The organism is Psychrobacillus sp. OK028, assembly GCF_900103605.1.
In the GTDB taxonomy this organism is placed as follows: domain Bacteria; phylum Bacillota; class Bacilli; order Bacillales_A; family Planococcaceae; genus Psychrobacillus.
In genome coordinates this window covers 323,718-349,064 of the sequence record NZ_FNHY01000003.1, presented here as the reverse complement: position 1 = coordinate 349,064, position 25,347 = coordinate 323,718, and the positions used below count along the sequence as shown (strand labels likewise).

Sequence of the window (25,347 nt, the reverse complement as noted above, 5' to 3'; positions counted from 1 at the left end):
ATAGTGTAAGCAGGGAAGGGATTTAGTTAGTTAAAGGAGAATACAATTAAGAGCAGGAGCGTTAAACGTAAAAAGGGGGAGTAGTAAGTGGAACAAACAATTTTTCAGCATATGCAAATAGTTAGGGGAATAACAGAAAAATCTATCCAACAAATACCCGAAGAACTAGCAGATATTATTCCACCAGGTTTTACTAATAATATTCGCTGGAACTTTGGTCATATTGCCTATATTCAGGAAAAACTTGTATTTGGAGTTTCCGGAGAAAAGATGACCATTCCTAAAGCATATGAATTCTTTTTTAGTGCAGGTACGAAACCAACTGAGTGGATAGAAATTCCACCTTCGTTCGCAGAAATCTCGGATGTACTAATTGCACAAAAGCAACGAATAAGAGAGTACCTACCTGGAAATCTGCAGAAAAGATTACCGGAGCCATTCACTAACAAAGGTGGAATTACATTTCATACACTCGGAGAAACATTTCTATTCAGTTTCTATCACGAAGCACTTCATATGGAAACGATCAAAAGGATTTATCGAGCAATTAAAAACTAAGGCTCAGAAGAATTAAGGCTAGCTGGAATAACTAGAGTAGCACTCCCATGAGTGCTACTCGTATGGGGAGCCACAGTCTGATGGTGCACCGGAGTCGTTGGAGGCATCAACTAGAGATACTATAAAATCAAATTAATTAAATTTTTTCTTATAGTATTGAACATATTCATATCCAAAACAACCTACCGCAATTGCTAACAAGATCGTGGGGAAGAAGAAAAAACCAACATTGTATTTAACTGAGTAATCAACTTTTAAACCATACAAATAGATATACAAAATAAAAGAAATGGATAAGGCTATAGTTCCGCTTAAAATATTCATAAAGTTCCTCCTTTTTTGTCTGAATTTTCATTTATTTACTATTATACACAATTATTTGGTGTTTTTCGTTGAATTTATTTTGCAGTAAAGTTATTATGTAGCTCGTATTGGAAGAGATTTTAAAAGGGGGAGTGTTATTTATGAATAAACATAAGGCGCAGGTTCTTGTACTTGGAACTTTTCACATGAATGATTACGCGGAATTACATGCTCAAAAAAGACAAGATGAAATAGAAGAAGTAATCACTAACTTAGTAAACTTCAAACCTACAAAAATCGCAGTAGAAATGGTAGTGGAGAAGAATATAGATTTGAAAAATAAATATAAACAATATATATCAGGCGAATATACGCTAGAAATGAATGAAATATATCAAGTTGGGTTCCGTATCGCTTCAAGATTAGGACATGAACAGCTATACGCAGTTGACTGGATGGGTGAAGCGGAAATGGATTATGTAGAAGTGGAGAAGTGGTTAAAAGAAAATCAACCAGAATTATTTAAGGAAATATTCGATGGGCTATATTTACCAGAATTAACAAGTAATAAGAGCGTTTTAGCGTATTATAGAGAACTCAATGAACCATTCTGGCTAAATCAATTACATAAGCTGTACTTAAATATGGCGCGAATAGGAGACTTCGACAATTATATTGGGATGAAATGGTTAAGTTGGTGGTACAAAAGAAATTTAATCATCTATTCTAATTTGTCCCGTATAGCAAATTCAAAAGAAGAGAGAATTTTATTGATTGTTGGTAGTTCGCATAGCTCTATAATCACTAAGTTCCTTGAAGAAAGTGAAGCTTTTGAAATTGTAAAACCTTTGGATTACCTGACTTAAGCTCCTATATAATAGCGTTCCTGGTTTACACCAAAAAAGACAAGATAAATTAATTACAATAATACAAATGAATGTTTTATAAGAATAAATAAAAAGACTTAGGTCCATGAATAATCGGAGTTAAGCCTTTTTAATTTATCATATTGTGATGACGATTTTCCCCTGAGTATGCCCTTCTTCAAAATACCTGAAAGCATTGGGAACTTCACTCAATGCAAAAGTCTTATCAATAATGGGTTTTAACTTGCCAGCTTCAATAAGTTCCTTGATGTACATCAAATCATTTTGGTTTGCCCTTTGTAAAAAGCTGCCCATTTTCTTGTTTCCAGATATGGAAAGGAGAGGTCCTAAGACCATTGCTTCTGTAAGTTGAACTCCAGAACCTCCAACCATTACATAATTACCATTCGGACTAAGGGATCTTTTATACGCTGAAATTGGTTGATATCCGTTTACAGCAAGAATCAGATCATATTGTTTCGAGCTTTTAGTGAAATCTTCCTTCGTATAATCAATCACATCATCAGCTCCTAGCGAACGGACAATATCTACATTTCTTGTGCTACATACAGCAGTTACCTCGGCTCCAAAGGATTTAGCAATTTGTACTGCAAAAGTACCAACGCCCCCAGATGCACCATTAATTAAAACCTTTTGTCCTGATGTGATTTTCCCTTTTCTTAAACTCTGAAGTGCCGTAGTTGAAGCCATAGGCACAGCAGCAGCTTCCTGGAATGAGATATTGCTCGGTTTAAGAACTAAAGCAGGTTCGGGAACTGTTACATATTCCGCAAATCCTCCCCAGCCAGAGGCGGAGAGATCTCCGAATACTTCGTCCCCTCGTTTAAAGTGTTGAATATTTTTACCAACGGCTTCGACTGTCCCGGAAATATCCCCACCGGGTATTTGATATTTTGGTTTCAGTAGACCAAATGCAAATCGAGATAGAAAAGGCTTGCCTGTTAGTAGAACTAAGTTTCCATAATTGAGAGAAGCGGCGTGAATTTTCACAAGTATTTGGTCATCGTTAGGAATAGGCTTTGTTACCTCTTGCAACTCAAGAACATCTGGCGTGCCATATTTATTAGAAATAATTGCTTTCACCAAAATTCCTCCTATTTGCCAATTAAACTTCTTAGAAAATATGCTGTGAAAAATGAAAAAGACCAGTAATATAGAAAAAACCAAGGAAAATTTATTTACCTTGGTTTTTACAAATTATTGGTGTTTCACTTGAAAAGCAAGCATGAAATCAGCAAGTGCCTTACAAGTTTCGAGTGGAACCGCATTATAAGTAGATGCTCGGCAACCACCTACAGAACGATGACCATTTAGGCCGATAAATCCTGCATCCTTCGCTTCTGATAAGAATTGTTTTTCCAGTGCCTCATCTGCAACGCGAAACGTAATATTCATGAGAGATCGACTTTCTTTGGAAGCATGTCCAGTATAAAAGCCATTGCTATGATCAATCACATCATAAATCAGTTTTGCTTTTTCTTCGTTTTGTTTGGCGATTGCAGTTAAACCGCCTTTATCTTCTATCCATTTCAAAACCTCTCCAAGCATATAAATACCGAAAGTTGGCGGTGTATTATACAGGGAGTTACTTTCAACATGTGTACTGTATTTTAAAATCGTAGGAATTTCTGTGTTTGCCTTGGCCAGAAAGTCTTTACGGATAATAACAACAGTTACTCCCGAAGGTCCAAGGTTTTTTTGAGCACCAGCGTAAATCATCGCAAACTTACTAACATCAACTGGTTTTGACATAATATCACTAGACATATCTGCGATTAATGGTACGCCCTTTGTGTCAGGAAATTCGGACCATTGTGTTCCGTAAATCGTATTATTTGATGTGATATGTACATATGCGTCATCAGAATCTACTTCGATTTCGTCTAATGAAGGGATATGAGAGTATTTATCTTCTTTAGTACTGGCAATTTGTACAGGTTCACCAAAAAGTGTTGCTTCTTTATAAGCCTTTTCTGACCAAACGCCTGTCATAATATAGCTCGCTTTTTTCCCAGCTTGTAAAAAGTTCATCGGGATCATTGTAAATTGAAGACTCGCTCCACCCTGTAAGAAAAGTACTTCAAAGTTTTCTGGAATATCGTAAAGCTTTCTTAATCGGGAAATTGCTTCGTTATGTACTGTTTCAAAAATTGCTCCGCGGTGGCTCATTTCCATAATAGACATACCGGTCCCTTGGAAATTTACTAGTTCTTGCTGTGCCTTTTCTAATACATCCAGTGGAAGTGCAGAAGGACCAGCATTAAAATTAAACGCACGTGGATTTGAATGACTCATGATGAACTCTCCTATCGTATTGGTTTCAGTATATTTATCTATTATATACGCTTTTTATGCAGACAAATTATTAATTTACTAATTTAATTGAAAAAAGTGAATAAAGTGTTAACATTCAAGTTTTATTGAATCGTTCCTAATATTTCAGAATCCGAATTATTTCGTTTTTTCATCTATCGGAATGTTTGGATATTTGCTAAAATAGTAAAGTCTTAATATATATAGTGGGGGAAAAAAATGAAAGTATTTTTGGATTTAGGATGGTTTTTTAAAGAAAGAAAAAAGCAGTATCTAATCGGGATTCTAATGCTGCTAGTAGTTGCATTTCTACAGCTATTACCACCAAAAATTATCGGTTATGTAGTTGATGAAATCCACCAACAAACACTAACAACTGCAGTATTAGTGAAATGGTTGGGAGTTTTGGCGTTAGCTTCAATTGGAATGTATATTTTGCGTTATTACTGGCGCATTATGATTTTCGGTTCATCGATCTTTTTAGCAAGAAAATTAAGAGAGAATTTGTTTCGCCATTTTACAAAAATGTCGCCATCTTTTTACCAAAAAAAACGTGTTGGTGATTTAATGGCGCATGCAACAAATGACTTATCGGCTGTTCAACAAACGGCAGGAGCAGGTGTACTGACACTTGTAGATTCGTTAGCAACAGGAGGGTTTGTAATTGCAGCAATGGCGATTACGATTAACTGGAAGCTAACTTTAATAGCTTTGTTACCACTGCCAATCATGGCTATTTTAACAAGCTATTATGGAAAACTACTACATCAGCGATTTCGCTTTGCCCAAGAAGCTTTTTCTAATTTAAATGACAAATCACAGGAAAGTATTTCTGGCGTGAAAGTAATTAAAACGTTTGGGCAGGAGAAAGAAGATACAGAGGATTTTGTTCAATTATCACAAGAGGTAGTCGAGAAAAACATTCGAGTTGCAAAGGTGGATGCATTATTTGATCCGACGATTTCATTGATTGTTGGAATATGTTTCTTCTTATCTATTGTATTTGGTACGCGCTATATACTTGCAGGGGAAATGTCTATCGGAGATTTGTTTGCTTTTACTTCTTATCTAGGATTACTTGTTTGGCCTATGCTTGCATTTGGATGGCTGTTTAATATTGTCGAGCGGGGGCGGGCGTCTTATGATCGCATTCAAAATCTTATGGATGAAAAAATAGAGATAGATGATCGTACCGATGCAGTAGATGTGAAGCCAGAAGGGGATATTCACTTTCAGTTGGAAGAATTTAAATTCCCAGGAGATGACCGAGCTGCCTTACAACATGTAAATTTCACGATTAAACGAGGCCAAACGCTAGGTATTGTCGGGAAAACCGGGTCAGGTAAAACTGCTATTTTGAAGCTATTAATGCGAGAATTCGAAGGATATACAGGTAAAATTATGTATGGTGAATATGCAATTGACATGTACAAAAAACGCAGCTTACGTGAAGCAATTGGCTATGTACCTCAGGACCATTTTCTTTTCTCCACAACAGTCGCTGGAAATATTGCTTTTGCCAATGCAGGTGCAACGATGGCGGCTGTAGAGGAAGCTGCAAAACTAGCCTATATTCACGAGGATATTCTTCAGTTTACAAATGGCTATAATACAGTAGTTGGTGAACGCGGAGTATCGTTGTCTGGTGGACAAAAACAACGTATTTCGATTGCACGTGCATTGATGATGAATCCTGAGCTACTTATTTTAGATGATTCTTTATCTGCAGTTGATGCTAAAACCGAAGAAGCGATCTTAGAAGCATTGAAGGCGAAACGAAGTGATGAAACAACGATTATAACGTCTCATCGTTTAAGTGCTATACAACACGCACATCAAATTATTGTGATGAATGAAGGAACGATTGTAGAAAAAGGGTCTCATGAGCAATTAATGGACCTACAAGGTATCTATTATGAAATGTATCAGCTACAGCAACTAGAATCGTTAGTAGAACAGGGAGGTGAATCATAATGGATGAAAAACAGCCACAGCTGACAGGAAAAGATCAGTGGGTAGTTTTCAAACGTTTGCTCAGTTACTTAAAGCCACATAAAAAAGTAATTGCCATAGCTTTACTTCTATTAATATTAACAGTAGCTGGTGATATTCTAGGTCCATATTTAATCAAAACGTATATGGATGATTTTTTAACACCGAGAAATTTTCCTACAGGTCCACTGGTTGGTCTTGCGTTAGGTTATATTTTTATACAAATTGGAAATGTCATTGTCAGCTATTTTCAATTACTAACTTTTCAAAAGCTAGCATTGAAAATTATTCAGCAGATGCGAATTGATGTATTTACGAAAGTACACAAATTAGGTATGCGTTACTTTGACAAAACACCTGCGGGTAGTATTGTTTCCCGTGTTACAAATGATACAGAAGCGATTAAAGATATGTTCGTCAGTGTGTTAGTCGGATTTGTGCAAAGTGGATTTTTAGTTGTCGGTGTCTATATTGCGATGTTTATATTGAATGTGAAACTAGCACTTATTACAACGATTTTGTTACCAATATTAGCTGTCATTATTTTAACTTATCGAAAATATAGTTCGGTCGTTTACCAAGACCTTAGAGAACGACTAAGTCAGTTGAATGCGAAGCTAGCTGAGTCATTACAAGGGATGACAATGATTCAGGCATTTAGACAGGAAGATCGCTTGCAGGACGAATTTAATGAAATTAATGATTCTCATTGGAATGCAGGAAAACGGAATATAAAACTCGATAGTTTGTTGCTTCGTCCAGCAATCGACTTGGTTTATGCATTGGCGATTATTATGGTGCTAAGTTATTTCGGGGTTACATCCATGAATAACATAGTAGAAGTAGGCGTGATCTATGCATTTGTCACCTATATCGATCGTTTCTTTGAGCCGATCAATCAAGTAATGCAGCGACTGTCTATATTTCAGCAAGCAATTGTTGCAGCTTCAAGGGTTTTCAAATTATTGGATGAGAAAGACTTAGCTCCAAATCAACAAAACATTGAAACTGCGAAAATTGAAAAAGGGAAAATTGAGTTTCAGAATATCACTTTCTCCTATGATGGTAAAACAGATGTACTAAAGAATATTTCGTTTACTGCTGAACCTGGTCAAACAGTTGCATTAGTTGGCCATACGGGTAGTGGAAAAAGTTCTATTATAAACTTGCTTATGCGTTTTTATGAATTTGAACAGGGTGATATTAAAATAGATGGTCATTCTGTGAAAGATTTCAAATCAGAAGAAATGCGTGAAAAAGTTGGGCTGGTACTGCAGGATCCGTTCATGTTCTATGGAGATATTGAAAGTAATATCCGCCTACATGCAAAGGAAATGTCAGACACAGAAGTAAGAGAAGCAGCTGAGTTTGTACAGGCAAGTAATTTCATCGAAAAACTACCAAATGGCTATCAACAAAAAGTAACGGAAAGAGGCTCTACTTTTTCTAGTGGGCAGCGACAACTGGTAGCCTTTGCACGCACAATTGCTACAAATCCGAAGATATTAGTGCTCGATGAAGCTACTGCGAATATTGATACGGAAACAGAGGTTGCCATTCAAAGTAGTTTAGAAAAGATGAGAAGAGGTCGTACGACTATTGCCATCGCCCATCGTTTAAGTACTATTCAGGATGCAGAACTCATTCTTGTGTTGCACCACGGGGAGATAGTAGAACGAGGTACTCATCAGGAGCTGTTAAACCACAAAGGTCTATATCACAAAATGTATTTATTACAGAATAATGTGGTGGAAGATATCGCGTAATTAGTAACAGCAAATAGACCAGCCAAGAGGTAATACTTTTGGCTGGTTTATTGTACTAAGAAGCACCAAGCAACTGATCATTTTTCTCTTATGTTACAATAATAGTGGAAAAAGAAAGGTCGTAGTTAAAATGTATTCAATAAATGAAGTTGTTAAAATGGTTACAGAGCAAGGACGGAACGTGGTAATATGCGCTAAAGAATTAGAGAAAATTAATCAGAAAAAAGGAAAAAAACGCTCTGATTTATTTGAAAGATATTGTGCTAACGAACATTCTTTCAATGTATATACATATATGAATTCTACAATTGAAAACTTACCAGAGGTTAAACTATTCCAAAGAAAAGTTGCTTTATTTGGTGCAGTTTTTGTTGGTACAAGAACTGACTATGAGGCACAAGTTGATGCGAAACAAGCAGAAACAACATATGTAGAGTTAATGGAAGCACTCAATGAGATGATAAATGCACTTTTACTATTCGAAAATTCTAGTGAAAAATAAACTATACTAAGTCGGAAATCTCCCACCTGTAACTATAGTAGGTGTTTTCTAAGCTGAATAGTGTACTTGAAAAGGATTGGAAGAGCGGATAAATTGTAAAGACCTTTCATTTATGAAAGGATATAGAGAGAACAATTTTGAAGGGAGATTTTCTGATGAAAGTACTAGTAATTGGAGCAAACGGACAAATTGGACAAATGGTAGTAAAGGAATTACAAAAGAATGACACTCACTCTGTGACCGCTGTGGTCCGAAAAAAAGAACAAGCAGAAAAGTTTATAGCTGACAACATACAAGCAATTGTAGCTGATTTAGAAGGCACTGTCGAAGAACTTGCAAAAGCATTTACAGGAGCAGATGCCATCATCTTTACAGCTGGTTCAGGTGGCCATACAGGTCCTGATAAAACACTATTGATTGATTTAGATGGTGCTGTTAAAACTATGGAAGCTGCTAAACAGGTAGGAATAGGCCGTTATATTATGGTTAGCGCATTCGATGCCGATAAACGTCAAGCTTGGAGCGAAGGAATACGTCCTTATTACGTAGCGAAACACTATGCCGATCGGATGCTTGAAGCAAGCAGTTTAAATTACACAATAGTTCGACCTGGTGGACTTGTCAACGAACCGTCTATCCGTAAAATTACGGCTGGGGCTGAAGCAAAACCCGGGACCATTACGCGCGAAGATGTAGCACATACACTTATTGCAATATTAGAAAACAAAAGAACCTATCGTCGTGCATTTAATTTGGTGAACGGTGAACAATCAATTGAAACTGCAATAAATAACCTTAAATAAAAAATATACTAGTTAGTCTCTTGAAATATTTTTCAAGAGACTTTTTTTGTACTGCAGGGTAAAATCTGCCGGTTATTCCCTCGAGATTTAGGGAAATTTCAAAAGTCGAATTATTTTGTATTCCTATCTTCCACTAAGGTAGCAGATTTGCTAAACTTAATAAGTCCTATAAAATATTCTGAAAAGCTTTTATTACCTTTGTGTACTCGCTTATGCCTAAAGGATACGAACAATCTTGTTTAAAAGAGTCAAAAAGCTGTCACAAGCAATTATGGGGTCAAATAGAAGGAATTTTGATACGATAGGTACAGTAATTCGGAAAGGAAGAATGTCGTGAGTACAGATGTAAACTTACTATTGGCATTTGGGGCAGGGTTTTTAAGCTTCATTTCACCTTGTACGCTACCATTGTATCCTGCTTTTTTATCTTATATAACGGGAATGTCGCTAGAAGAAATTAAAACAGACAAAAAATTAATGCAAAAAAGAGGAATGCTACATACATTATTCTTCTTGTTAGGATTTTCTCTTATTTTTATCGCAATAGGATTTGCAACATCATTAGTAGGAACTTTCTTCATCCAATACGATGATTTACTGCGTCAGGTGGGAGCAATTTTCATCGTCTTATTCGGTCTAATCATTGTAGGCATACTTACACCTGAGTTTTTAATGAAAGAAAAGAAAATTCAATTTAAAAATCGACCAGCTGGTTATTTAGGAACTATTTTAATTGGTATGGCATTTGCTGCAGGATGGACGCCGTGTACAGGACCGATTTTAGCTGCGGTTATTGTCATGGCTGGCTCAAATCCAGATGCAGGTATATGGTATATGCTTGCTTATGTATTTGGATTTGCTATTCCATTTTTTGTATTATCTTTCTTCGTCACACGGCTTAACTGGATTCGTAAAAATAGCAATTTAATCGTTAAAGTCGGCGGTTATATTATGATTGCTTTAGGAATTCTCTTGTTTTTTGACGGCTTAAACTATATTATTCGTATATTGAGCCCGATTTTCGGAGACTTTACTGGATTTTAAGGGGGACCCTATATGTCAACCGTATTAGTAGTGGATGATGCAGTATTTATGCGTACAACGATTAAAAGAATACTAGAAAATCATCACTTTGTTATTGTTGGTGAGGCATCAAATGGCTTAGAGGCTGTGGAACAATACAAGTCACTTCTGCCAGATGTCGTAACGATGGATGTAACCATGCCTGGGATGAATGGGATAGAAGCAGTAAAAAGAATAATTGCAGAATTTCCAAACGCTAAAATAGTGATGGTGACTGCATTAGGTCAACAAAAGCTAATAGTGGATGCATTAGAGTCTGGAGCAAAAGATTTCATCACCAAACCATTCGACCCAGAACAAATAGTGCATGTATTACAAAATATTACTTCTGATAGTTAGAAACACATAAAGAAATAAAAGATATGGGGAATTGCTTATGTTAGATAAAATATCTCCAAATATGATGCTGATTGCATCCACGGTAGTTGCAATAGGAATGGGAATATTCGTAACAACGGTTCGAGCGAAATCAGCGAAAAATCCAGCTAGTGTTAAAAAGATATTATTGCCACCACTGTTCATGTCAACTGGTGCATTAATGTTCGTATTTCCATATTTCCGAGTTACTTTGATGGAATTCATAGAAGCGATAGGTGTTGGAATGCTGTTCTCTGTAGTGCTTATTTGGACCTCTAAATTTGAACGAAGAGACGGACATATCTATTTAAAGCAATCGAAAGCTTTTATATTTATCCTATTCGGATTACTGATTGTCCGAATTATAGGGAAAGTCATCTTAAGTTCAACAATTGACATTGGTACACTTAGTGGGATGTTCTGGATATTAGCATTCGGGATGATTGTTCCATGGAGAATTGCCATGTACTTGCAATTTAAAAAATTGCAGAACTAGATAGAAAAAACGGTCCAGTCCTTTAAGGGGAAGACCTGGTTCTATTGTTTTTTGAAGGACTTTGTACAGAGGTTTGTTGTATAATTACTGCGTGAGTGTTAAGGGAGGCTGGTTGTGACGACGTCACATCTAGCCTCCTTTTTTTCAGTAATCTTGCGCTATAGTGCTCAACTGTTAGGAATAGGTTGAACTAAAGAAAATATACTTTCCGATAGATATTGGGAGCTCTCGAAAATGCAATTTCGTTCGCTATGTTGCTTCATTATTTAATGAACCCTGGAAACGCGTTCAGGGTAAGAATTATTCTAAAAATCATCTTTAAGCCAGTGTACACTGGTTATTGATATACTTTCTAATTCTTACAAAAAGTGAGCATCCCTTAATATAGGATGCTCACTTTTTTGTTCTGATGAAATTAGCTTGTCTTGTCCATGGACAGCTCGAAATACTTATTATAGGGTGTCACATCAATATTCAACTCAGCTAGTTTTTTACGCAAGAATTTATGATCTCGTTTTGGAGTAGCAATGATATATCCACGTATTAAAAGTTCTCGAGTAATAGCTGTAGCTTTTTCCTCAAGCGCTAACTGTCCAATTTTCCCAGCGATCTTTTGTTTAGCCACAGGTCTGAATAAATCAGGCACAGGGGAAACTAGCTCATTGAGTAATTGCTTTTGTTCCTCATTCCAAAGATGGATTGTTTGATCTACATAGTATTCTTCCCAATCTAAATCAGATTTACCATCTTTTTTAGGCAGTGATTTACCGAACTTACGGAACATAAAGAAGCCGCCAATTCCCATAAGTACAACTAAAAGTACAACCCAAAAAAGGATAAACCATAAAAACCAACCTTCTAGCAAACTCTTCACCTCGTTCTCTTATATCTAGTATAAGTTCTTCCAAAAAATATTTCATCCTTCTTGTATCCTTTCTTTTAAAAAACTTCTATTTAGTAATTGAAAGGAGGCGATACACATGGCAAATCTAGAACATAAACATGCAGTTCTAAAACTCTATTTCGAAGGAGAGGTAACAGAGGATGGCAAAATGAGAACCAAGTCAAAATCTTACCGTAATCTTCGTGCAAATGTAACAGCAGACCAGCTGGAAACTGTTGCAGTATCACTTAGCTCGTTTTCCGATAGCGTATACATCGGAGCAGAAAAGATTGAAACTATGCAAGTAATCTAATAACTAAAAAGGGGATGGAAGAAAATGACTAAAATATTACAGCTTCAATTTGAAACAGCACAAGGAAAGAATGTCACCATTTCGGTCGATGAACCAAAAAGCAATCTAACTGAAACAGATATTCAAAATGGAATGCTTGCAATTATCGGAAGCAATGCATTTCAGTCAGATGGATCGCCATTTGCCGCTATTAAAAGTGCCAAAGTTGTAGACCGAACAGTTACAGAAATTATCTAACCTTCTAAAGACTCTCCCTCCAAGGAGAGTCTTTTTAACAGAATTTGAAAGAATGGATGTGTGAAATATGGAGCAGTGGCTAAATATAATTCAAGACGTTGGCTTTCCAATCTTTGTATCATTCTATTTGATGCACCGAGTGGAAACAAAGCTTGAAGAAATAAAAGACGTACTGTTATCTCTAAAATAGTATGGCATTCACAAAACTGTTGAATTAAATAAGACAATGTAGTTGAAGGTTGAAACCCGATTCGCTAAGATTAGGCTATGAATAGAAAAGCGAGGTCTCATGAATGAAGAAGTTGTTAGTTATATTAGGTATTTCTTTACTAGTTCTTGTCGGGTGCGGCAGCAGTGGCAATTTTGAAGCACAGACAAACTGGAAAGTTTCCGATTTTGAATATGAAAATCAGCACGGAGAAAAAGTTTCTTTAGAGGATTTAAAAGGAACGGTGTGGTTGTCGACATTTATTTTCACAAATTGTGAAACAGTTTGTCCACCAATGACATTTAATATGAGTGATATACAATCGATGCTAAGTGAAAAGGGCATTGAGGATTACAAAATTGTCGCATTTAGTGTTGATCCAGAAGTGGATACTCCAGAAAAACTACAAGAATACATCGGAAATTATGATGTTGTGGATGAAAGTAAATGGGAGTTATTAACAGGCTATACTCAGGATCATATAGCAAAGTTTGCAGCAGATTCCTTTAAGACATTAGTCAAAGATGATCCAAACAATAACCAAGTGATTCATGGTACGTCCTTCTACTTGGTCGATCAAAACGGGGTTGTGGTTAAAAACTATAGTGGGAATACAGAAGTTCCTAAAGAGGAAATTGTCATTGATGTGGAAACATTAATCGAAGATGGTAAATAAAAAGCAGCCTTTCCAAACGGAGAGGCTGCTTTTATGATAGATTAATTTTGCTTTTTCAATAGATCTCTAATTTCTTCTAATAACACTTCTTTCGAATCAACCGGGGGAGCCTCTTTAGTAGCTTCTACAACGTCTTCTTTACGTTTAAATTTTGATAGTAATCGAATAAACATGAAAATAGAAAATGCAATTACCAAAAAATCAAAAACAGATTGTAAAAAGTTACCGTATAATATTTCTGTTTCTTTATACTTAATGGATAAAGAAGTGAATTTAACACCGTTTAATAGTAGTCCAACTAAAGGAGTAATAATATTTTCAACTAACGATGATACAATCTTCCCAAAAGCTGCTCCAATTACTACTGCAACTGCTAAATCTAGAACATTCCCTTTAAACGCAAACTCTTTGAAATCTTTCCACATAATTTCCACCTCCATGCTGTAATACTACAAAAAAAACAATAATTTGTATATAACGACATTTTCCACAATAGGTCTATTGTTTATAGTGAATTTATGCTATTGTTTTTATAGAATCCTAGCATGGAGGTTTGCTGATGAAAATGAAAAAAACATACCGAAAAATCTCATTTCGTATTGTTGTGATTTATATAATAATCAGTCTGTTGTGGATTCTATTATCGGATGCTTTATTATTCAGTTTTTTTCCAGAGGGCATGCACATATCTATGCTTAAAGGGGTTATATACATAAGTTTAAGCTCACTTCTACTATTGTATTTGATGAAGCAGGCTTGGAGTGTTCAGAACGATTTGAATGCAAAGGAATATGAAGACGATCTAACCGGTCTACAAAATAGAGCATCTCTTCAGAAAAGTTTATCGGAACTTTTACATAACAAAAAAAGTTTTCATTTGTTCTTTATCGATTTTGATCGTTTTAAGATGATTAATGATTTATATGGGCATGAAATAGGAGATAGTGTATTAAAGAAAGTCTCTAGCACATTACAAAATAATGCTCATATTCGCTACTCAGATATTATATCGAGGTGGGTAGCAGACGAATTTGTCATTATTTTAAAGGATAGAACGGATCATGAAATTGACTTATTCATAAATAGTTTATTAGCAGAAACGTCTGTGCCGCTTTATATTGAGGGGAAAGAAATAGTGAATCATCTTAGTATCGGTTCGGTCTATTTCCCAGAGGATTCGACAAAGAGCTCAGAGCTGCTGCGTTTTGCAGAAATAGCTGCCGAAGAGGCAAAGAAAAATGGCGGATTAACGCATGTAAAATATCGAAAAGAATTATCAGATAAAGTTAATAGAGAATTGTATTTAGAAGAAGGATTGAAACATGCACTAGAAAAACAAGAATTGTTTTTAAACTTCCAGCCTCAGATTGATACAGACTCACATGAGATAATTGGAGTAGAAACACTACTACGCTGGATTCACGATGAGCAGTTCATCTCTCCAGCTGAATTCATACCTGTAGCAGAAAAAAGTGGACTAATTATTCAAATAGGAGATTATGTCCTTCGCGAAACGTGCAAAAATATTCCTTGTATTGAAGCGGCCGTGGGACATGAGTTATACTATAGCGTTAATGTTTCGGCTAGACAATTTTATCAAAAAGATTATATTGTACGTACAAAGGAAATCATTAAAGAAACGAATGTAAATCCGTCTAAGATTGTATTAGAAATTACAGAATCGATCATAATGGAGTATACTGACTTTGTCATTGAGTCACTTCATGAGCTAAGGAAATTTGGTTTTCAAATTGCCATTGATGATTTTGGAACGGGATATTCATCGTTTAAATATTTAGAATTACTTCCAGTAAATATGATAAAAATTGACCAAAGCTTTACACAGTCACTAGAAAAGGACAGGACAAAAGCGATTGTACAATCTATTATCTCTCTAGCCCATAACTTAGAGATGAAAATTCTTGCAGAAGGGGTAGAGAATTTATTTCAAGTAGCTAGTTTAAAGGAAATGAACTGTCATTATTTACAAGGTTATTACTTCAGTAAACCTTTAACATTAAATAATCTTTTACAGCAATATAAGTAGAATAGGTGAATAAGTAGATGAAGAAACAAAAGGGGATCTCCTACAAAACGAAGGCATGGATGATTGTATTACTTCTCCCAATTACGATAACTGTCTATATATTAGCTATTATAGGATGGAAAGAACTTGTTAAAATACCCGTTGTACAAGAGTGGGCGGAAAGTTTTCAACTTAGTACAGCAAAATTGGATGTGCCTTCTGAATATATAGCTTTATATAAAGAAGCTGAAAAAAATTATGGTGTACCTTGGACATTATTAGCAGCTCATCACCGAATCGAAACTAGATTTTCTACGATGGATCCTTTACTTTCTCCAGCTGGTGCAGAAGGTCACATGCAATTTATGCCCTGTACGTTTGTTGGTTGGTCACATCCTAGCTGTAGTGGACTCGGCAAAGGGAATATACCAGATGAGGATAAAGTGAGTCCAGCTGTTATTGAGAAATATGGTGGTTATGGAGTGGATGCAAATAATGATGGCAAAGCGGATCCGTTCGATTTAGAAGATGCCATCTTTAGTGCTGCCAATTATCTAGCAGCAAGTGGTGCGGCAGATGGAGAGATTGAAAAAGCCATTTTCAATTATAATCATAGTGAAAAATATGTGGAAGATGTTCTACACTTTTACAACCTATACGAATCCCAACTAAAAGAAATTCAAGCTGCATACGCACCGAACAAGTAGGAAATGGTGGTAGTTTTTGCGAACTGAGTAGGGGTTTAAAGACTTGCCGCTTAGATAAATACAGTTCAATTTTAAATTAGGCGGGTCGTGGTGTAAGTTACGACCTGTCTAGTTATTTTGGTGAAACTAAAGCGATGTATCTCGGTTTGCCATATTAAACCTACTGGGAAAAGGTTAATGTTTTTTGAACAACTAGAGAACAAAATTATTGTTTGTATAAATTAAACGACTCGGTTTTTCCGTCCCATGGTCACTTTAACAACTTTTACTTTAGAATATAAATTACTACGCTCATTACTACTCCCTGCTACTGAATTATTTGAAAGAGTACTTTTTCTCCTATAGGTGAATCAAGGGGATGTACATCTGCTAATAGACTTTTACTAGTTAGCCTACCGGTACCTACTTCAAATGTACATATAACTTGTCCTACAGAACCACCATCTTCTCCTTTATACTTTATCTTCCCAAGTCTTGTAATTCCTCTATTTGTAATATCAATTGTTAAATCACCCACCCAATTTTAACTTTTACCATAATGTTGATTCACTTTAGACCACTTTATTTCTTGACTGGAAACGGAAATCCCCAAAATCAATAAAGCCCTTCAATTTTTATTTTGTTTGGAAAAGATAATCTCAGATATAAGGAATGCCATATTGGATCTAAGAGGGAATATAACAAAGTGTTTACTCCATCCTAAATAGACACATTAATCATAGGATGGTGTTTTATTTTGAGGCTTTTAAAGATAATCTCTTGTTTATTAGTAATTTTTTTAGTTTTTGTGAATTTGATTGATCTTAAAGGAATCGCTTCAGATGGAGAAATTACCTTAAAAGAAGCGATTGACATTGGATTCGAGAAAGCAAAAAAATGGAACGATAACGCGTATTTAGCAAGTGTAACCAGTGTTGATGAAGATATGGGAGGAACAAGGGGAGAAACAGGGAAACGATATAAATGGACATTGAGTTTTGAGGCTTCAAGTACCGATCAACAATTATTTGTATTTATTTCAAAAGGGAAAATTAGCGGTACACATGAGGGGAAAGGAGCTGTTTATGGAGAAATAAAAATAGATGATATTAAATTCGACAGTCCTGATTTAGTGAAAATCGCAAAGGAAAAATATGATTTACAAAAAGGGGTGGATTGGGCTACGGGATACAATTTTACACTCTACACTGAAAACGATAAACCTACTGCAACCGTTATAGGAAATGATAAGGATAGGCTTTTTACACGAATAACTTTCGATGCCAAAAGCGGAGAAATAGTTGGTGCCACACACAAAGTACCAATTGGAGGAGGAATAATCAAGGCACGATTAGGATCCGACGAGCTAGTGACATCCCAAAAAGGTAAGGCAATTATGGGGGTTATTGCTGAAAACAAGTACTTAGTAATATGGGGAGACAAAAAGCCAACACAATTTAGTACAACCAAGCAACCTTTTATCGAATGGAGCTATAACAATGGAGAGACGTGGACAGAACTCCAAGCTAATAATTATGTAACACAAGCATGGTTCAATAAGAATGATCAATTATATGTTGCTACGGAAAAAGAATTATGGGCAGGCATAACATCAACAAGCAAAGGAATGAAAATTCTTTCTTTAGACCACGTAATTGAGACCATCGATTATTCAATTAACAACAATATAGCTGTGCTATCAAATGGAAATATTCACTATACAATCAATCAAGGAGAGAGTTGGGAACAAGCTATTGCTCCTAAACCATTTTACGTAATTCAAATATCAGATAATGGTGATTTATTCGGCCTCACAGAAGAAAATGAAATTTTGCAAAAGACCAACAATGGGTGGGATGAAATAACAATGCCGAATAGTAAAGATGTACCTGATGATATAACAGTGATTAATAATAGGCTTTTCATTACCACACAAAGTGGAATTTGGACCCGAGATCTTCAAGAGGAAAATTGGACAAAAATCCAAGTTGATGAAATGGTAGTGAAATTTATAAAAAAAGGTGAGCAATTATTCGGCTACACACGTAGAGGTGAGGCTATTTATACCATCAGTACGAAAGATGAAAGAAAATCTGAAAAAGTGTTTGATGCGGGTGATACCATCGTTATGGATCTGGATATCAAGGAAGATGTGTTATGGATTGCAACCATACCAAATTATTCGTGGGAAGATATGACGATTGAGTAGTGACGAATTTCAACTATATCCATAAAAAAAGAAGTACTCATAATGAGTACTTCCTCTTTTTGTGGTATTAAGCTCTGCGCATAGCTTTTAAGATGAAGCTTAATACTAATACTAAAATAATGGCACCGATTAATGCTGGAATGATTGCCATATCCCAGATTACTGGACCCATGTCCGGGAATATTAATCCACCGATCCACGCACCAATAATACCTGCGATAATATTACCAATAATTCCTCCTGGTATATCTTTTCCTAAAATAAGTCCTGCTAACCAACCGATTATACCACCGATTATTAAGTATAATATGAATCCCATTTTTTCCATCTCCTTATGAATGTAATATTGTTTCACACTCTTTATATATCCATCCATCAGAATTAATAAACCTATGTTAATAATTTTTTATTACTTTTGCCCCTAATGAACTGGAATAATGCTCTAAAACCCATTTGTCTTCAACATATGTGTTTACAAAACCATTTTCATGTAAGACAAATTCCTAGTTGAAAGCAACTGCCACGGTGTGGAGAATACAAATATCTGTGCATTCTCTGACTAAATGAACTTCCACGATTTTTCTGCTGCTAATAAGTTTCTGTAAAGTCGTCTAAGCAATTGTTCTTGTATTCATGAAGATTATTAGTTCAGGTTATAATTTTCTTCCTTTTGCTCTTATATATATGAGGAAAAAACTCTTCCCATTTTTATGACTTTTAGTGTGAAAAATTCTAGAGAATTATTTATTTTAATTTTTCGAAATATTTTGCATTATACGCATGATTGTATTATAATTTTGAAAAAAGGGAGTGGAAAACATGGATATCCGTATAACCAAAAGGTTAAATAAGCAAGGGGTTTTCTTAGCAATACTCCATACAGTAATAATTTTAAATTTAGCATTAGATTTTTTCTATATACATTAGTAGTTATGAAAAGGGCAGTTTGCAGCTGCCCTTTTAAAATATAAAAATAATAATATTATGTAAACTAAATTTATGTAAAAGGCCTTGCATGTAATAGAACACGCAGGGCCTTTTTCTTATATACTAGAATTACTTACAAACTGTTCATCTTTGTAATACATATTTTTCACTAAAATGGTTGGTTACAGCATCGCAATGCCAATTCAATGATAATGGGTCAATCCATCTCCTTCTTAAAAGTGGAGAGGGAAGTGAACCTGTTTTATATTACCTAAAGCAGCACCATTTATGAATTTCCTTCCAATTGTCGTTTTGTTGAACAAAAAAGAAAATAAGCGCAAAACCTTGCTTGTCTGACCTATATATTGGGTATAAAGGAAGTACAATGTAAAGAGTGGAGGAATTATATGTTTATAGAAAAAAACAATGAAATAAGAAAAAACTTATTTCAACAAATTGATTCACTAACGAACGAACAGTTTAACACGAAATCAGATGAAGCATCTTGGTCACCAAAAGAGATAATCGATCATTTAGTGAAAATGGAATATACCATTATTAAGGGCATAAAAAAAGAGCTCGCTAACCTAGCAAGTCCAAGTGCAAAGAAAAAACCAATAGGGTTATCTACACTACGCTTAGTTAAAGTAGATGCTCCAGCTCAAACCGTACCGTCTAGTGAATATAAAAGAACGGAAGAAATGAAAGCACAGCTACATCATGCAAGAATGGAGCTGCTGACTCTTTATAAATCCACCGACCCAAAAATATTAAAGGAAAAGTCCATGAAGCATCCGATATTTGGACAGGTTCCTTTAATACAATGGTTTGCGTTTACAGGATTACATGAGAAGCGACATGCAAAGCAATTAGAAAAGACAATCAAGAAGATAAAAGGTCATTAATAATAATTATGACTTATAATAATTTTAATCTAATTTACTTATCAAGTATATTCAAGTATGATTAGTAGTGGAGAAAAGTCACTAGATAGACACTTTTCAATAGATCTTAGGAGGAATACAAATGGCAAAAAGTAATTTACACAACAGCCGTACTTCGTTTTCTCTAAATGGTAAAGAGTATAACTACTATCGTTTAGCAGCATTAGAAGAAGCCGGTATCGCACAAGTTTCACGCCTTCCTTATTCAATCAAAGTATTATTAGAATCTGTTTTACGTCAATATGACGGCTATGTGATCAAAGAAGATCATGTAAACCAATTAGCTAAATGGGGTAAAGATGCTAATACAGAAGCAGAAGTACCATTCAAACCATCTCGTGTAGTACTTCAAGATTTCACAGGAGTACCAGTTGTAGTAGATTTAGCTTCACTTCGTTCAGCAATGAATGAAATGGGTGGAAACCCTGATAAAATCAATCCTGCAATTCCAGTTGATCTTGTTATCGACCACTCGGTACAAGTAGACAAATACGGAACTGCGACTGCTTTAAAAGCGAATATGGACCTTGAATTCGAACGTAATGCAGAGCGTTACAATTTCTTAAAATGGGCTCAAACTTCATACGATAATTTCCGTGCTGTTCCTCCAGCTACTGGTATCGTTCACCAAGTTAACTTAGAGTACCTAGCTCCTATCGTACATGTAAACGAAAGTGCAGAAGGTGTACTTGAAACTTTCCCAGATTCAGTAGTTGGTACTGACTCACATACAACAATGATCAATGGACTTGGAGTACTTGGATGGGGTGTAGGTGGTATCGAGGCAGAAGCAGGAATGCTTGGTCAACCTTCATACTTCCCAATTCCTGAAGTAATCGGAGTTAAATTAGTTGGAGATCTTCCAAATGGAACAACTGCAACTGACTTGGCACTAAAAGTTACTCAAGTATTACGCCAAAAAGGTGTTGTTGGTAAATTTGTAGAATTCTTCGGACCTGGTGTATCTAAATTACCATTAGCTGACCGCGCAACAATTGCTAACATGGCTCCTGAATACGGTGCTACATGTGGTTATTTTGCTATCGATGAAGAATCTATCAACTATTTACGTTTAACTGGCCGTGACGAAGAGCATATTGCTGTCGTAGAAGCTTACTTAAAAGCAAATGATATGTTCTTTGATCCTACTTTAGAGCCTGTATATACAGATGTTGTAGAGATCAATCTTGGAGATATCGTAGCAAACCTTTCTGGACCAAAACGTCCACAAGATTTAATTCCACTTACAGATATGAAAGCTCGTTACCGCGAAGCAGTTGTAGCTCCTCAAGGTACACAAGGATTCGGCTTATCCGAAAAAGAATTTGACAAAAAAGCTACTGCTAAATTTGCAGAAGGTGATGTAGAAATTCCAACAGGTGCTGTAGCAATCGCTGCAATCACATCTTGTACAAATACATCTAACCCATACGTAATGTTAGCTGCTGGTTTAGTTGCGAAAAAAGCAGTAGAAAAAGGACTTACAGTACCTGCTTACGTTAAAACTTCTCTAGCTCCAGGATCTAAAGTAGTAACTGGATATTTAGAGGATTCTGGTCTAAACACGTACCTAGACCAAATCGGATTCAATACAGTTGGTTATGGTTGTACAACTTGTATTGGTAACTCAGGTCCATTATTACCGGAAATTGAAAAAGCAATCGTTGACGAAGATCTATTTGTAACGTCTGTTCTTTCTGGTAACCGTAACTTTGAAGGGCGTGTACATCCACTTGTAAAAGCAAACTACTTAGCTTCACCACCATTAGTAGTAGCTTATGCACTTGCTGGAACTGTAGATATCGATTTAGAAAAAGATTCATTCGGTACTGACAAAGATGGTAACGAAGTATTCTTTGCTGATATTTGGCCATCAACAGAAGAAGTAAACGAAGTGCTTTCAACTGTAGTTACTCGTGAATTATTCCAAAAAGAATATGCACGTGTATTTGATGAAAACGAAGCTTGGAATGCAATTGAAACATCAACTGAATCTTTATATTCATTTAATGACAAGTCAACTTACATTCAAAACCCACCATTCTTCCAAGGATTATCAAAAGAGCCTGGTGCTATCCAATCACTAAATAATTTACGAGTTGTAGCTAAATTCGGTGATTCGATTACAACAGACCATATTTCACCAGCCGGTGCAATTGGTAAAGATACTCCTGCTGGTAAGTACTTGCGCGAAAATGGTGTAGAAATCCGTGACTTTAACTCATACGGTTCACGTCGTGGTAATCATGAAGTAATGATGCGCGGAACATTCGCGAACATCCGTATTCGTAACCAAGTTGCACCAGGTACAGAGGGTGGATACACAACTTACTGGCCAACAGGCGAAATCATGCCGATCTATGATGCAGCGATGAAGTATCAAGATGCAGGTACTGGGTTAGTCGTTCTAGGTGGAAAAGATTACGGTATGGGATCTTCTCGTGACTGGGCAGCTAAAGGAACTAACCTTTTAGGTATTAAAGCTGTTATTACGGAAAGCTTTGAGCGTATCCATCGTTCAAACTTAGTAATGATGGGCGTTCTGCCACTTAACTTCTTACCAGGTGAAAATGCTGAAACACTTGGATTAACTGGTAAAGAAGAAATCAGTGTAAATATCGCAGAAGGTGTAAAACCTCGTGATATTTTACAAGTAACAGCAAAAGCGGAAGATGGTTCTGAGAAAATCTTCAACGTTCTTGCTCGTTTCGACTCAGAAGTAGAAGTAGACTATTACCGTCATGGTGGTATTCTACAAATGGTATTACGTAATAAAATGTTGGAAGTATAATAATCTATGAAAGAAGAGACTATTCCTTTTTAGGAATAGTCTCTTTTTGATTTGATTGAATTATTTCATCTTAACTTCCAAAATCCGTTCTGCTCATACCAGGAAGAAATGTAAACCGTTGATACTTCCATTTTTATAGAGGGAGTATAGTGGAATAAGACTCAAGAGTGACTCATAACATTTAAGGATGGGGAGGGATTTTATATGGATGAACGCAATGATAAGAAGAACAGCAAAGACGAGCAATTAGAAGCGTTTCGGGTGGATGACAAAGGCAAAAAACTTACAACCAATCAAGGATTAAAAGTATCAGAAGATGAATTTTCGTTAAAAGCGGGTGTGCGGGGACCGACTTTAATGGAGGATTTTCATTTTCGCGAAAAGGTAACGCACTTTGACCACGAGCGAATTCCAGAACGAGTGGTTCATGCACGTGGTTTTGGTGTGCATGGAGAATTTCAGTTATACAAAAGCATGGAAAAGTATACAAGGGCGAAGTTCCTGCAGGACACGTCCAAAAAGACTCCCGTATTTGTCCGATTTTCTACTGTAAATGGAGCTCGTGGATCTGCGGATACAGTTCGGGATGCCAGAGGGTTTGCAACTAAATTCTATACGGAAGAAGGAAACTATGATCTAGTTGGGAATAATATTCCTGTCTTTTTCATTCAAGATGCCGTTAAATTCCCCGATCTTGTTCATGCCTTCAAACCGGAGCCTGATAATGATATCCCACAAGCTTCTACTGCCCACGACACGTTTTGGGATTTTGTCGCTAATAACCAGGAATCTGCACATATGATTATGTGGATTATGTCAGACCGCGCCATTCCACGAAGCTTTCGGATGATGGAAGGATTTGGCGTCCATACGTTTCGTCTTGTCAATGATCAGGGGCAAGCCCATTTTGTAAAATTCCATTGGAAGCCTGCACTAGGAACGCATTCCCTTGTCTGGGATGAGTCCCGTAAACTGACAGGCATCGATCCTGACTATCATCGTAATGACTTATGGGGCTCCATTGAAAAAGGGTTTTATCCGGAATACGAATTGGGAGTTCAGATTCTTGCCGAAGAGGACGAATTTAGTCTGGATTTCGACATACTAGATGCGACAAAGCTATGGCCAGAAGAAGACATTCCGGTAACCATCATTGGAAAAATGACCTTGAATCGCAATGTGGATAATTTCTTCGCTGAAACGGAACAAGTTGCGTTTCATTTGGGCAATGTTGTACCTGGAATCGATTTTACTAATGATCCGTTATTACAGGGGCGTCTATTTTCGTACTTAGATACTCAATTACTCCGTCTAAGCGGACCGAACTTTCATGAAATACCAATTAACAGACCGGTTGTTCCCTTCCATAACAATCAACGGGACGGTTTCCATCGTCAGACTATCAATCTTGGGAAAGTGAATTATCACCGAAACTCTTTGGCTGGTAACACACCGGCGCCTGCAAGTGTAGATGAAGGGGGATATGCCTCTTATCAAGAAAAGGTGGAAGGCGTTAAAATCCGTGCCCGAAGTGATAGTTTTGCAGACAATTTTTCTCAGGCAACCCTTTTTTGGAACAGTATGAGCTTACCAGAAAAAATGCATATTATTGATGCATTCAGCTTCGAACTCGAGAAAGTCAAAAGTGAATCTGTAAAAAAACAAGTGGTAGATATGTTTGCCAATGTGAGTCTTGAATTAGCGACCGCCTTTGCGATAAATATCGGGGTAAATCCTCCTAAAGGGGGAGGTTCGACAATAACAAAATCTTCACCGGCGCTTAGTCAAGAAAATACAACAAAATCAGAAAAAACGCGTAAGGTCGCTATTATACTGACGGAGGGGTTCAATGGTCCAGAGGTTAAATATGTGCTCGATAGATTGGTTAACGAAGGGATAATGCCGGAAATTATCAGTGAAAATATTGGAACAGTCCAGGGTACAGATGGAGTTAACGTAAAAGCGGAACATACCTTTCTGACTGCGAAGTCGGTGTTATTTGATGCAGTATATATGATAAAGGGAAGTTACAACAATAAAATGTTCAATAAAAATGCAGCCTACTTCATTGATGAGGCATTTTCACATTATAAGCCGATTGGTGCGACAGGTGAAGGCATCAAATGGTTGGAAGTAAATCATTTTGAAGGAAAGCCCGGAGTAATTTCAGAAGCTGACATTACAAAGTTTGTGCCAGAATTTATTGAGGCGATTGCTGCCCACCGTTTCTGGCAGAGGAAGTTAGTTGATTAATTCCAATATAAAAATAGTAAGATCTTAATAAATATTGTTTGATCTCTATTTACATTTTCTATCGTTGAGCTGCTTAGACAGCTCTTTTTTCTTGTTTAACTAAATATCTTCTAGAGTATAAACTACTGAAATAT

The 25,347-nt window shown here is 36.3% G+C and carries 26 protein-coding genes; 19 read left to right on the top strand and 7 right to left on the bottom strand.

All coding sequences use genetic code 11. The annotated features are described in order from the left end of the window. The first annotated feature begins 87 nt into the window (after positions 1-87). Positions 88-558, top strand: coding sequence for a DinB family protein (locus BLR36_RS07605; protein ID WP_093061138.1), 471 nt, complete (start codon positions 88-90; stop codon positions 556-558). A 132-nt stretch (positions 559-690) separates the two neighbouring features. Here the strand turns inward: BLR36_RS07605 and BLR36_RS07600 are convergent, their stop codons facing one another. Continuing rightward, a complete protein-coding gene (locus tag BLR36_RS07600; RefSeq protein WP_093061137.1) occupies positions 691-882 on the bottom strand; it encodes a hypothetical protein in 192 nt (63 codons plus the stop codon). A gap of 140 nt (positions 883-1,022) precedes the next feature. Between BLR36_RS07600 and BLR36_RS07595 the strand changes: the two genes are divergently transcribed. Continuing rightward, positions 1,023-1,727 (top strand): DUF5694 domain-containing protein, encoded by a 705-nt coding sequence (locus BLR36_RS07595; RefSeq protein ID WP_093061136.1) that lies wholly within the window; start codon positions 1,023-1,025, stop codon positions 1,725-1,727. Between the two features lie 138 nt (positions 1,728-1,865). Here the strand turns inward: BLR36_RS07595 and BLR36_RS07590 are convergent, their stop codons facing one another. After that, complete coding sequence (locus BLR36_RS07590) at positions 1,866-2,831, bottom strand: NAD(P)-dependent alcohol dehydrogenase (protein WP_093061135.1); 966 nt, start codon at positions 2,829-2,831, stop codon at positions 1,866-1,868. A 114-nt stretch (positions 2,832-2,945) separates the two neighbouring features. Then, positions 2,946-4,043, bottom strand: coding sequence for a 3-phosphoserine/phosphohydroxythreonine transaminase (serC, locus tag BLR36_RS07585; RefSeq protein WP_093061134.1), 1,098 nt, complete (start codon positions 4,041-4,043; stop codon positions 2,946-2,948). Positions 4,044-4,280: 237 nt separating this feature from the next. Between serC and BLR36_RS07580 the strand changes: the two genes are divergently transcribed. From BLR36_RS07580 to BLR36_RS07550, 7 genes are all read left to right on the top strand, one after another. Further along, a complete protein-coding gene (locus tag BLR36_RS07580) occupies positions 4,281-6,035 on the top strand; it encodes an ABC transporter transmembrane domain-containing protein (protein ID WP_093061133.1) in 1,755 nt (584 codons plus the stop codon). Next, positions 6,035-7,819: an ABC transporter ATP-binding protein gene (locus BLR36_RS07575; protein ID WP_093061132.1), complete on the top strand. Its 1,785-nt coding sequence runs from the start codon at positions 6,035-6,037 to the stop codon at positions 7,817-7,819. Before BLR36_RS07580 ends, BLR36_RS07575 begins: the two co-directional genes overlap by 1 nt. A 130-nt stretch (positions 7,820-7,949) precedes the next feature. Further along, positions 7,950-8,321, top strand: coding sequence for a hypothetical protein (locus tag BLR36_RS07570; protein ID WP_093061131.1), 372 nt, complete (start codon positions 7,950-7,952; stop codon positions 8,319-8,321). A gap of 155 nt (positions 8,322-8,476) precedes the next feature. Continuing rightward, on the top strand, positions 8,477-9,124 hold the full coding sequence (locus BLR36_RS07565) for an SDR family oxidoreductase (protein ID WP_093061130.1): 648 nt from the start codon (positions 8,477-8,479) through the stop codon (positions 9,122-9,124). 333 nt (positions 9,125-9,457) lie between these two features. After that, positions 9,458-10,168: a cytochrome c biogenesis CcdA family protein gene (locus BLR36_RS07560; RefSeq protein WP_093061129.1), complete on the top strand. Its 711-nt coding sequence runs from the start codon at positions 9,458-9,460 to the stop codon at positions 10,166-10,168. Positions 10,169-10,180: 12 nt separating this feature from the next. After that, on the top strand, positions 10,181-10,546 hold the full coding sequence (locus BLR36_RS07555; protein ID WP_093061128.1) for a response regulator: 366 nt from the start codon (positions 10,181-10,183) through the stop codon (positions 10,544-10,546). Positions 10,547-10,583: 37 nt separating this feature from the next. Further along, on the top strand, positions 10,584-11,060 hold the full coding sequence (locus tag BLR36_RS07550) for a CcdC family protein (protein WP_093061127.1): 477 nt from the start codon (positions 10,584-10,586) through the stop codon (positions 11,058-11,060). 415 nt (positions 11,061-11,475) lie between these two features. Here the strand turns inward: BLR36_RS07550 and BLR36_RS07545 are convergent, their stop codons facing one another. Then, on the bottom strand, positions 11,476-11,925 hold the full coding sequence (locus tag BLR36_RS07545; RefSeq protein WP_093061126.1) for a DUF2621 domain-containing protein: 450 nt from the start codon (positions 11,923-11,925) through the stop codon (positions 11,476-11,478). A gap of 115 nt (positions 11,926-12,040) precedes the next feature. Here BLR36_RS07545 and BLR36_RS07540 point away from each other — a divergent pair, with 115 nt between their 5' ends. The 4 genes from BLR36_RS07540 to BLR36_RS07525 all read left to right on the top strand — a co-directional run bounded on the left by BLR36_RS07540 (position 12,041) and on the right by BLR36_RS07525 (position 13,377). After that, a complete protein-coding gene (locus BLR36_RS07540; RefSeq protein ID WP_093061125.1) occupies positions 12,041-12,256 on the top strand; it encodes a DUF1659 domain-containing protein in 216 nt (71 codons plus the stop codon). A gap of 24 nt (positions 12,257-12,280) precedes the next feature. Continuing rightward, positions 12,281-12,493 carry a DUF2922 domain-containing protein gene (locus BLR36_RS07535; RefSeq protein ID WP_093061124.1) on the top strand — a complete coding sequence of 71 codons (213 nt, stop codon included), beginning with the start codon at positions 12,281-12,283 and terminating at the stop codon, positions 12,491-12,493. A 67-nt stretch (positions 12,494-12,560) separates the two neighbouring features. Next, the gene (locus tag BLR36_RS07530; RefSeq protein ID WP_093061123.1) at positions 12,561-12,683 is read left to right on the top strand and encodes a YvrJ family protein; all 123 of its coding nucleotides are present in this window, start codon (positions 12,561-12,563) and stop codon (positions 12,681-12,683) included. 103 nt (positions 12,684-12,786) lie between these two features. Continuing rightward, positions 12,787-13,377: an SCO family protein gene (locus BLR36_RS07525; protein WP_093061122.1), complete on the top strand. Its 591-nt coding sequence runs from the start codon at positions 12,787-12,789 to the stop codon at positions 13,375-13,377. Positions 13,378-13,418: 41 nt separating this feature from the next. Here BLR36_RS07525 and mscL read toward each other — a convergent pair whose 3' ends face one another. After that, positions 13,419-13,802, bottom strand: coding sequence for a large conductance mechanosensitive channel protein MscL (gene mscL / locus BLR36_RS07520; protein ID WP_093061121.1), 384 nt, complete (start codon positions 13,800-13,802; stop codon positions 13,419-13,421). Positions 13,803-13,936: 134 nt separating this feature from the next. Here mscL and BLR36_RS07515 point away from each other — a divergent pair, with 134 nt between their 5' ends. Both BLR36_RS07515 and BLR36_RS07510 read left to right on the top strand, forming a co-directional pair. Then, positions 13,937-15,424: a putative bifunctional diguanylate cyclase/phosphodiesterase gene (locus BLR36_RS07515; RefSeq protein WP_093061120.1), complete on the top strand. Its 1,488-nt coding sequence runs from the start codon at positions 13,937-13,939 to the stop codon at positions 15,422-15,424. Between the two features lie 17 nt (positions 15,425-15,441). Beyond that, entirely contained in the window at positions 15,442-16,110 is a 669-nt protein-coding gene (locus tag BLR36_RS07510; RefSeq protein ID WP_093061119.1) for a lytic transglycosylase domain-containing protein, read from the top strand. A gap of 307 nt (positions 16,111-16,417) precedes the next feature. Here the strand turns inward: BLR36_RS07510 and BLR36_RS07505 are convergent, their stop codons facing one another. Beyond that, positions 16,418-16,627: a hypothetical protein gene (locus BLR36_RS07505; RefSeq protein ID WP_093061118.1), complete on the bottom strand. Its 210-nt coding sequence runs from the start codon at positions 16,625-16,627 to the stop codon at positions 16,418-16,420. 219 nt (positions 16,628-16,846) lie between these two features. Between BLR36_RS07505 and BLR36_RS07500 the strand changes: the two genes are divergently transcribed. After that, on the top strand, positions 16,847-18,298 hold the full coding sequence (locus BLR36_RS07500) for a beta propeller repeat protein (protein ID WP_093061117.1): 1,452 nt from the start codon (positions 16,847-16,849) through the stop codon (positions 18,296-18,298). 67 nt (positions 18,299-18,365) lie between these two features. On the opposite strand, the gene BLR36_RS07495 is transcribed toward BLR36_RS07500, so the two are convergent. Further along, the gene (locus BLR36_RS07495) at positions 18,366-18,617 is read right to left on the bottom strand and encodes a GlsB/YeaQ/YmgE family stress response membrane protein (RefSeq protein WP_093061116.1); all 252 of its coding nucleotides are present in this window, start codon (positions 18,615-18,617) and stop codon (positions 18,366-18,368) included. 1,015 nt (positions 18,618-19,632) lie between these two features. Here BLR36_RS07495 and BLR36_RS07490 point away from each other — a divergent pair. The 3 genes from BLR36_RS07490 (at position 19,633) to BLR36_RS07480 (ending at position 25,213) form a co-directional block, all read left to right on the top strand. Next, positions 19,633-20,130, top strand: a complete 498-nt coding sequence (locus BLR36_RS07490; RefSeq protein WP_093061115.1) for a DinB family protein — start codon at positions 19,633-19,635, stop codon at positions 20,128-20,130. Positions 20,131-20,251: 121 nt separating this feature from the next. Further along, positions 20,252-22,960: an aconitate hydratase AcnA gene (gene acnA, locus BLR36_RS07485; protein WP_093061114.1), complete on the top strand. Its 2,709-nt coding sequence runs from the start codon at positions 20,252-20,254 to the stop codon at positions 22,958-22,960. A gap of 204 nt (positions 22,961-23,164) precedes the next feature. Then, positions 23,165-25,213, top strand: coding sequence for a catalase (locus BLR36_RS07480; RefSeq protein ID WP_093061113.1), 2,049 nt, complete (start codon positions 23,165-23,167; stop codon positions 25,211-25,213). The last annotated feature ends 134 nt before the right edge of the window (positions 25,214-25,347 follow it).

Excerpts from the sequence above, each read along its gene's own strand:
- BLR36_RS07580 (WP_093061133.1), top strand. The coding sequence starts at position 4,281 with ATGAAAGTATTTTTGGATTTAGGATGGTTTTTTAAAGAAAGAAAAAAG.
- BLR36_RS07595 (WP_093061136.1), top strand. The coding sequence starts at position 1,023 with ATGAATAAACATAAGGCGCAGGTTCTTGTACTTGGAACTTTTCACATG.
- BLR36_RS07490 (WP_093061115.1), top strand. The coding sequence starts at position 19,633 with ATGTTTATAGAAAAAAACAATGAAATAAGAAAAAACTTATTTCAACAA.
- BLR36_RS07565 (WP_093061130.1), top strand. The coding sequence starts at position 8,477 with ATGAAAGTACTAGTAATTGGAGCAAACGGACAAATTGGACAAATGGTA.
- BLR36_RS07550 (WP_093061127.1), top strand. The coding sequence starts at position 10,584 with ATGTTAGATAAAATATCTCCAAATATGATGCTGATTGCATCCACGGTA.
- BLR36_RS07525 (WP_093061122.1), top strand. The coding sequence starts at position 12,787 with ATGAAGAAGTTGTTAGTTATATTAGGTATTTCTTTACTAGTTCTTGTC.
- BLR36_RS07570 (WP_093061131.1), top strand. The coding sequence starts at position 7,950 with ATGTATTCAATAAATGAAGTTGTTAAAATGGTTACAGAGCAAGGACGG.
- BLR36_RS07495 (WP_093061116.1), bottom strand. The coding sequence starts at position 18,617 with ATGGGATTCATATTATACTTAATAATCGGTGGTATAATCGGTTGGTTA.
- mscL (WP_093061121.1), bottom strand. The coding sequence starts at position 13,802 with ATGTGGAAAGATTTCAAAGAGTTTGCGTTTAAAGGGAATGTTCTAGAT.
- BLR36_RS07515 (WP_093061120.1), top strand. The coding sequence starts at position 13,937 with ATGAAAATGAAAAAAACATACCGAAAAATCTCATTTCGTATTGTTGTG.
- BLR36_RS07600 (WP_093061137.1), bottom strand. The coding sequence starts at position 882 with ATGAATATTTTAAGCGGAACTATAGCCTTATCCATTTCTTTTATTTTG.
- BLR36_RS07555 (WP_093061128.1), top strand. The coding sequence starts at position 10,181 with ATGTCAACCGTATTAGTAGTGGATGATGCAGTATTTATGCGTACAACG.
- BLR36_RS07480 (WP_093061113.1), top strand. The coding sequence starts at position 23,165 with ATGGATGAACGCAATGATAAGAAGAACAGCAAAGACGAGCAATTAGAA.
- BLR36_RS07530 (WP_093061123.1), top strand. The coding sequence starts at position 12,561 with ATGGAGCAGTGGCTAAATATAATTCAAGACGTTGGCTTTCCAATCTTT.
- BLR36_RS07575 (WP_093061132.1), top strand. The coding sequence starts at position 6,035 with ATGGATGAAAAACAGCCACAGCTGACAGGAAAAGATCAGTGGGTAGTT.
- serC (WP_093061134.1), bottom strand. The coding sequence starts at position 4,043 with ATGAGTCATTCAAATCCACGTGCGTTTAATTTTAATGCTGGTCCTTCT.
- BLR36_RS07535 (WP_093061124.1), top strand. The coding sequence starts at position 12,281 with ATGACTAAAATATTACAGCTTCAATTTGAAACAGCACAAGGAAAGAAT.
- BLR36_RS07540 (WP_093061125.1), top strand. The coding sequence starts at position 12,041 with ATGGCAAATCTAGAACATAAACATGCAGTTCTAAAACTCTATTTCGAA.
- acnA (WP_093061114.1), top strand. The coding sequence starts at position 20,252 with ATGGCAAAAAGTAATTTACACAACAGCCGTACTTCGTTTTCTCTAAAT.
- BLR36_RS07510 (WP_093061119.1), top strand. The coding sequence starts at position 15,442 with ATGAAGAAACAAAAGGGGATCTCCTACAAAACGAAGGCATGGATGATT.